8 protein-coding genes and 1 riboswitch are annotated in these 7675 nt (G+C 70.6%); of the genes, 7 read left to right on the top strand and 1 reads right to left on the bottom strand.

What is annotated here, in order from left to right:
* On the bottom strand, positions 1-701 hold a 701-nt coding region (locus BFF77_RS27610; protein ID WP_483855216.1), incomplete at its 3' end, for a beta/alpha barrel domain-containing protein.
* A gap of 162 nt (positions 702-863) precedes the next feature.
* Between BFF77_RS27610 and clpS the strand changes: the two genes are divergently transcribed.
* The 7 genes from clpS (at position 864) to BFF77_RS27575 (ending at position 7551) form a co-directional block, all read left to right on the top strand.
* The gene (gene clpS / locus BFF77_RS27605; protein WP_066955006.1) at positions 864-1169 is read left to right on the top strand and encodes an ATP-dependent Clp protease adapter ClpS; all 306 of its coding nucleotides are present in this window, start codon (positions 864-866) and stop codon (positions 1167-1169) included.
* Positions 1169-1747 carry a DUF2017 domain-containing protein gene (locus BFF77_RS27600; protein WP_066955004.1) on the top strand — a complete coding sequence of 193 codons (579 nt, stop codon included), beginning with the start codon at positions 1169-1171 and terminating at the stop codon, positions 1745-1747. The genes clpS and BFF77_RS27600 overlap by 1 nt, the downstream gene beginning before the upstream one ends.
* 491 nt (positions 1748-2238) lie before the next feature.
* The gene (locus tag BFF77_RS27595) at positions 2239-3693 is read left to right on the top strand and encodes an amino acid permease (RefSeq protein ID WP_066955002.1); all 1455 of its coding nucleotides are present in this window, start codon (positions 2239-2241) and stop codon (positions 3691-3693) included.
* Positions 3694-3848: 155 nt separating this feature from the next.
* Complete coding sequence (locus BFF77_RS27590) at positions 3849-4262, top strand: M67 family metallopeptidase (RefSeq protein ID WP_066954999.1); 414 nt, start codon at positions 3849-3851, stop codon at positions 4260-4262.
* Positions 4263-4271: 9 nt separating this feature from the next.
* A riboswitch (cobalamin riboswitch) is annotated at positions 4272-4383 on the top strand.
* Positions 4384-4423: 40 nt separating this feature from the next.
* A complete protein-coding gene (locus tag BFF77_RS27585) occupies positions 4424-5458 on the top strand; it encodes an ABC transporter substrate-binding protein (RefSeq protein ID WP_066954997.1) in 1035 nt (344 codons plus the stop codon).
* Positions 5459-5677: 219 nt separating this feature from the next.
* Positions 5678-6721 carry a FecCD family ABC transporter permease gene (locus BFF77_RS27580; protein ID WP_066954995.1) on the top strand — a complete coding sequence of 348 codons (1044 nt, stop codon included), beginning with the start codon at positions 5678-5680 and terminating at the stop codon, positions 6719-6721.
* Positions 6718-7551, top strand: a complete 834-nt coding sequence (locus BFF77_RS27575; RefSeq protein ID WP_079125545.1) for an ABC transporter ATP-binding protein — start codon at positions 6718-6720, stop codon at positions 7549-7551. The genes BFF77_RS27580 and BFF77_RS27575 overlap by 4 nt, the downstream gene beginning before the upstream one ends.
* Positions 7552-7675 lie beyond the last annotated feature (124 nt).

Below are 7675 nucleotides of genomic sequence, written 5' to 3'. Positions count from 1 at the left end.
TGCTGCACGACAGCGAGCGCGTTCACCTGCGCCTGGAAGGCGTCGCGCTCGCTGTCGTGCAGCAGGGTGAAGGCGTGCGCGCTCGTGCCCACCGTCGGGATGCCGTACCGGAACCCGGCCGCCAGGTCCGAGGTGGTGTCGAAGCCGCCCACGTACGCGGCGCGCGCCGCCGCGACCGCGGAGAGCTCGTGCGTACGGCGCGCGCCCATCTCGATCAGCCCGCGCCCGCCCGCCGCCGCCGACATCCGCGAGGCCGCGGCGGCGATCGCGGAGTCGTGGTTGAGGATCGACAGGATCACGGTCTCCAGCAGCACGCACTCGGCGAAGGAGCCCTCCACCCGCAGGATCGGCGAGCCCGGGAAGTAGACCTCGCCCTCGGGATAGCCCCAGATGTCGCCGCCGAAGCGGTACGAGGCGAGCCAGCCGAGCGTCTCCTCGTCGACGATCCGGTTCGTGCGCAGGAAGCCGAGGACGTCCGTGTCGAAGCGGAAGTTCTCCACGGCGTCCAGGACCCGTCCGGTGCCCGCCACCACTCCGTAGCGGCGGCCCTCGGGCAGCCGCCGGGTGAAGACCTCGAAGACCGAACGCCGGTCGGCCGTACCGGCCTGGAGAGCCGCACGCAGCATCGTCAGCTCGTACTGATCGGTGAAGAGCGCGGTCGACGGAACGTCCACCGGCAGTCCAAGATCCGCTGTGTTCATAACAGGAATTCTACCCTGCCCTCTCGTCAGAGTGACGATTTCTGCGTGGCCGTTTGTGCGACAGGCCGTTCCTGGTGGCAGCATGGGTCTTGTGACGCCGTGAACCCGGCGGAGCTGTGACCCGGCAGAGAAGCCCGGCAGAGAAGAAGGTCGTCCGGAACCGTGAGTGTTGCTCCCACTGAGATCGAACGCCCCGAATCGGCCGAGGAGACCTTCGCCGTCCCGGAACCCGATGTGCCGTGGGTGACGATCGTCCACAACGATCCCGTCAACCTCATGAGTTATGTGGCCTACGTCTTCCAGACCTATTTCGGCTACCCCAAGGACAAGGCGCACCGACTGATGCTCGACGTCCACCACAAGGGCCGCGCGATCGTCTCCAGCGGCAGCCGCGAGGAGATGGAGCGCGATGTGCAGGCGATGCACGGGTTCGGGCTCTGGGCCACTCTCTCCCAGGACCGGACCTGATGGCCGGGCAGTTCGAGGCGATCCCGGGCGGCGGCGCGGCCGTCGCGTTCGACGAGGTCGAGATCTCGATCCTGCGGACCCTGACCGTGCAGCTCCTGGAGCTGATCGGGCCCGGTGACGAGCCCGCCCAGGGCGAGGATCCGCTCGCCTCGCTCTTCGCCGAGGGCCCCAGCGAGCCGCCCGAGGACCCGGCGCTGGCCCGGCTCTTCCCGGACGCGTACGGCGACGACAGCGACGAACTGAAGGAGTTCTCCGCCGAGTTCAGACGGTTCACCGAGAACGATCTGCGCGACCGCAAGCGCCGGGACGGGATGACGCTGATCCGCACGCTGGACGAACTCGCCTCGGCGGGCGAGGGCGGCGCCGTGCTCAAGCTGACGCCCGAGGACTGTCAGCACTGGCTCGGCGCGCTCAACGATCTGCGGCTGACGATCGGTACGGGTCTGGAGGTCACGGACGAGGACGAGAGCAACGAGCTGTACCGGCTGCCGGACACCGATCCGCGCAAGCCGATGGTGCTGGCGTACCTCTGGCTCGGGTCGCTCCAGGAGTCGCTCGTCGAGACGCAGATGCCCTGAGGGGTCGTCCCGGATGCCATGAGCCGTCCCGTCGGCCGTGCCGGCCCCGGCGGGCTCGCGGGGGACGGCGGGACAACCCTCGGGGATCCCCGGGTCCTCCGTCCGGGTGATATGGCGGCACCGGACCGGCCTGTCAGGATGGTTCCGGGATCCCGGGCGCCGGGATGTCATCCGGCGGTCCCCGTCCGTCCCTCTTCCGTACGCTCAACTGACGCTCAATTCGGCATAACGATCACATCACCGCTCCGGCGACCTTTGCGGTTCGCGGCCTGATTCATCCACTTCTTCCTGTGGGCTCTGCCACAGAAGCGTCCGCCGGTCACCCCTGTCGCCGTGATAGATCTTCACGGCCCCCCGGGGACTCCACCCCTGTCCCCGGGGGTGCCTGCGCCGGCCGACCGCCGGCGGCACTCCATCCGTATCCGGGGGGATCACGAACCGGTCCGCGGCCGACGTCCGGCGCGGGTCGGTATGGAGAAAGGGCGTACGACATGACCTCTGCCCAGGTCGACAAGGAATACGGCGGTGACCGCGCCACGGCAGGCCCCTCCGGAGGCGGCCCGGCCGAAGAGGGCTACGAACGGGGACTCGGCAGCCGTCAGGTCCAGATGATCGCCATCGGCGGCGCGATCGGTGTCGGACTCTTCATGGGCGCCGGGGCCAACATCGCCAAGGCGGGCCCCAGCATCATCCTCATGTACGCCCTCGCCGGCGTCGTGATCTTCTTCATCATGCGGGCGCTCGGCGAACTGCTGCTCTACCGGCCGGTCTCGGGCTCCTTCGCGGAGTACGCCCGTGAGTTCCTCGGCCCGTTCTTCGGTTTCGCCACCGGCTGGACGTACTGGCTGATGTGGGTCGTCACCGGGATGGCGGAACTGACCGCCGCCGCCATCTACATCCACTTCTGGTTCCCCGGGATCCCCCAGTGGGTCAGCGCGCTGGTCTTCCTGGTGGTCCTCTTCGGCGTCAATCTGATCTCGGTGAAGATCTTCGGCGAGGTCGAGTTCTGGTTCTCGATGATCAAGGTCACCGCGATCATCGGCATGATCGTCATCGGTCTGGGCGTCCTCACCATCGGCTTCTCCGACGCCGGTGAGACCGCCACCACCGCCAACCTCTGGGCGCACGACGGGATCTTCCCGAACGGCATCGGCTCCAGCCTGATGACCCTTCAGGGCGTGATGTTCGCCTATCTCGCCGTCGAACTGGTCGGTGTGACCGCGGGCGAGTCCGAGAATCCCGAGAAGACGCTGCCCAAGGCCATCAACACACTGCCCTGGCGCATCATCGTCTTCTACGTCGGCGCGCTCTCCGTCATCCTCGCCGTCGTCAAGTGGACCGAGTTCTCGGCGGGCAACAGCCCCTTCGTGCACGCCTTCGAGAAGATGGGCATCCCGCTCGCGGCCGGCATCGTCAACTTCGTGGTCCTGACCGCCGCGCTCTCCTCCTGCAACTCCGGGATGTACTCCACCGGCCGGATGCTGCGCGACCTCGCCGCCAACCGGCAGGCGCCCACGGTCCTCGGCAGGCTCAACTCCCGTAGGACGCCGGCCCTCGGGATCACCGTCTCCGTGGTGCTGATGGGCATCGGTGTGGTCCTCAACTATGTCGTCCCGGAGAAGGCCTTCGGCTATGTGACCTCCGTGGCCACCGCGGCCGGCATCTGGACCTGGACGATGATTCTGATCAGCCACATCCGCTATCGCCGCGATGTGGAGGCGGGCCGGCTGCCCGCCTCGTCCTTCCCGGCGCCCGGCGGCGCGCTCTTCAGCTGGGTCGCGGTGGCCTTCCTGGCGCTCGTCACCTGTCTGATCGCGTACGACAAGGACGCGCGGGTCTGTCTCTACGTGGCGGCGGTCTGGGCGGTGGGCCTGGCGGTCGGCTGGCAGGCGCTGAAGCGGCGCGACCCGGCGATCGCGGAGCGCACGGAACGGCGGTACGCCTAGGGCCTGTCCGGTCGGTCTTCGTGGATCGGCCCGTACGCGTACGGGCCGATACCGCCGCCGTACGCCCCCGGCCCTCGGATCCCCGGCCCGGGGCCCCGCGTGGCCCGTCGGCACCGGCCCGTCTCCGTCCCGGCACGTCCGTTTATATTCTCCTCATGCTCACCATCAGCCAGGCCCTGCACGACCAGATCGTCGCGCACGCGCGAGCCGACCATCCCGACGAGGCATGCGGAGTGGTCGCGGGCCCCGTGGGCAGCGGACGGGCCGAGCGGTTCATCCCGATGCTCAACGCCGCACGCTCGCCCACCTTCTACGAGTTCGACTCGGCGGATCTGCTCAAGCTCTACCGGGAGATGGACGACCGCGACGAGGAGCCGGTGATCATCTACCACTCGCACACCGCGACCGAGGCCTATCCGTCCCGTACGGACATCACCTACGCCAACGAGCCCGGCGCCCACTATGTGCTGGTCTCCACGGCGGACACGGACGGATCGGGACCGTTCCAGTTCCGCTCGTACCGGATCGTCGACGGCGAGGTCACCGAGGAGCCCGTCGAGATCGTCTGAGACACTCACGGCTGAACCAGGGCGGCAGGACCCAGGAAGCCGGTGCGAAACCGGCGCGGTCCCGCCACTGTGACCAAGCTCCGCTTGGCAGCCAGGAACTGACCTGCCGCCCTTCTCCCACCAGCCAGGGGACGCGGAAATCCCCCGGAGGAGGCCCCGCCATGTCTGTTCTGCCCCGGCGCCGCCGTGCGCTCACGCCCGCCGTGCTGTCCGCCGCCGCGATCGCCGTACTGCTCCCGCTCGCCGCCTGTGACACCGCCACGGACACCGCCGGCCCGGCGGACGGAAGGCCCGCCGCGAAGGCCGCGCCCGGCTTCCCGTACACCGTCACCAACTGCGGTGTGACGACCACCTACCAGGCGCCGCCGAAGCGTGTGGTCACCATGAACCAGCACGTCACCGAGATCATGCTCGCGCTCGGCCTGGAGAAGTCCCTCGTCGGGACCGCCTATCTGGACGACCGGATCCTCCCCGCCTACGAGAAGGCGTACCGGAGCGTCCCGGTCCTCGCCAAGGAGTACCCCTCCAAGGAGAAGCTGCTCGCGGCGAACCCCGACTTCGTCTACGGCGGGTACGCCAGCGCCTTCGACGCCAAGGACGGCCGGAGCCGCGACGATCTCAAGGCGGCCGGCATCGACACCCGGCTCAATCTGGAGAACTGCGCGGACGCCGGCACCTCCGAGCCCGTCTCCATGGGCGACGTCTACCGGGAGGTCGAGGAGACCGGCCGCACCTTCGGCGTCCGGGACCGCGCCGAGAAGTGGATCGCGGACGCGCGCGCCACCGTCGCGTCCACCGCCGGTGGGCTCAAGGGCGCCGAACCGCTCTCCGTCTTCGTCTACGACAGCGGTGACAAGACCGCCTTCACCGCGGGCGGCAAGGGCATCGGCAACGAGCTGATCAAGCTGGCCGGCGGGCGCAATGTCTTCGCCGACCTCGACAAGTCCTTCGGCGACGCCACCTGGGAACAGGTCGTCGCACGCCGGCCCGAGGTCGTCGTCATCTACGACTACGGCTCCACCACCGTCGCGCAGAAGAAGAAGCGCCTGCTGGAGGACCCGGTGCTCAAGGACGTACCGGCCGTCAGGAACCAGCGGTTCGCGGTCATGCCGCTGTCGGACGTGGTCCTCGGCGTACGGGCACCGGGGGCGATAGAACGCCTGGCGACCCAGCTCCACCCGGCGTCGGCGAGGTAACCGGCCATGTCCGGCACCTCCCGGCACTCGACGGACCCGGCGAACCCGACGGACCCGACGGACCCGGCGAACCCGACGGACCCGGCGAACCCGACGGGCGGGCGGGGGCCGCGGCCAGGCTCCGGCCCCGTTCCCGGCCCCAGCCCCCGCCCGGCAGCGGGGCGGGCCGCTGTGGCGCCGGCTTCCTCGCCAGGCGGCGCGCGGCCGTCGCCCGCGCCCGTGGTACCCGCCCGCCGCCGGCCCGGCCTCCGGCGGCTGCGCCTGCCCCTGGTCCTCGGCTGCCTCGCCGCCGCGCTCTGCGCCGCCGTCGTCGCCGGGCTCGCCCTCGGCTCCGTACGGATCCCGCCCGGCCAGGTGATCACGATCCTGACCGGCCGCGCGGAGCCCGGCCCGTTCCGCACCATCGTGCTCGACGTACGGCTGCCGAGGGTGCTGCTCGGTGTGATCGTCGGCGCCGGGCTCGCCGTCGTCGGCGCCGTCCTCCAGGCGCTCGTACGCAACCGGCTCGCCGATCCGTTCCTGCTCGGCATCTCCTCCGGCGCCTCCACCTGCGCCGTGCTGGTGCTGGTCCTCGGCATCGGCGGCGGGGTGACCACCACCGTCGCGATGCCGGCCGCCGCCTTCGCCGGCGCGCTCCTCGCGCTGGCGCTGGTGTACGGGCTGGCCCGGCGCGGCTCCGCGATGACCGGCGGCGGGCTCGTGCTCGCGGGCGTCGCCGTCTCGTACATCCTCTCCGCCCTCACCACCCTCATCCTGGTCGTCTCCGCCAGGCCCGAGCACTTCCAGGAGGCGCTGTACTGGTCGCTGGGCGGCCTCGGCAGCGCCCGCTGGGACACCCTCGTACTGCCCGCCGCCGCGCTCACCGCAGGGACCGCGCTGCTCATGGCGCTGGCCAGACCGCTCGATCTGCTGCTGGCGGGCGAGGAGGGCGCGACCGTGCTCGGTCTGGACACCTCACGCTTCCGCGCCGCGGTCTTCGTCCTCGCCTCCCTGGTCACGGCCGTGATGGTGGCCGCGAGCGGCGCGGTCGGCTTCATCGGGCTGCTCGCGCCGCACGCCGCCCGGATGGTCGTCGGCGCCGGTCACCGCGCGCTGCTGCCCGTCGCGGCCCTGGGCGGCGCGGTCGTCCTGGTCGTCGCCGATCTCGCGGCCCGTACCGTCGCCGCGCCCCAGGACATCCCCGTCGGAGTGCTCACCGCGCTCACCGGCGGGCCGCTGTTCCTGTGGCTGATGCGCCGCCGCCCGGAAGGAGCACCCGTATGAGCGCCGCCACGGGCGCCACGGGCGCCGCGAGCGCCCAGGAGCGGCCGTCCGTCCCCGCCGCCGAGCTGCGCGTCGAGGGGCTGTCGTACGAGGCCGACGGCCGCCTCCTCGTCGACCGCGCCGAGCTGACCGCCGCCCCCGGCGAGACCGTCGGACTCGTCGGCCCCAACGGCAGCGGCAAGACCACCCTGCTCCGCTGTGTGTACGGCACGCTCCGCCCCACAGCCGGACGCGCCCTCCTCGACGGTGACGATCTGCACACCATGACGGCCAAGGCGCGGGCCCGCCGTGTCGCCACCGTGCCGCAGGACGGCCTGCTCGACTTCGAGCTGACCGTCCGTGAGGTCGTCGCCATGGGCCGCTCACCGCACAAACGCTTCTGGGAGGCCGACACCGCCGCCGACACCGCGCTCACCGACGCCGCCCTCGGCCAGGTGGGGATCGCCGCCCTCGCGGACCGGGCCTTTCCCTCGCTCTCCGGCGGCGAACGGCAGCGCGCGCTCATCGCCCGCGCACTGCTCCAGCGCCCGGCCCTGCTCGTACTCGACGAACCGACCAACCATCTCGACATCCGCCACCAGCTCGATGTCCTCACACTGGTCAGAGCCTCGGGCACGACCAATCTGCTCGCCCTGCACGACCTGAACCTCGCCGCCTACTACTGCGACCGGATCCATGTGCTCCAGGGCGGCCGGATCATCGCCTCCGGAACGCCACGCTCCGTACTGACCCCGCGGCTGCTCGCGACGGTCTACGGGGTGACGGCCGAGGTCACCACGCATCCGGTCACCGGCGCCCCGACCGTCGTCTATCTCCCGCCGTCCGCCTGACGAACGCCGTTCGTCCGTCATACGAGAACGCATACCGGGACGCCGACCGGGAATCGATACGATGACCCCATGGTTTTCACCGACGTGAGCGACAAGACGCCGAGCACCCCGCTGCTCGTGGCGC

The sequence above is a fragment of the Streptomyces lushanensis genome, from assembly GCF_001700515.1.
GTDB lineage: Bacteria > Actinomycetota > Actinomycetes > Streptomycetales > Streptomycetaceae > Streptomyces > Streptomyces lushanensis.
Note: the sequence above shows the minus strand (reverse complement) of the source record. Positions and strands in the feature narration are given on the sequence as shown.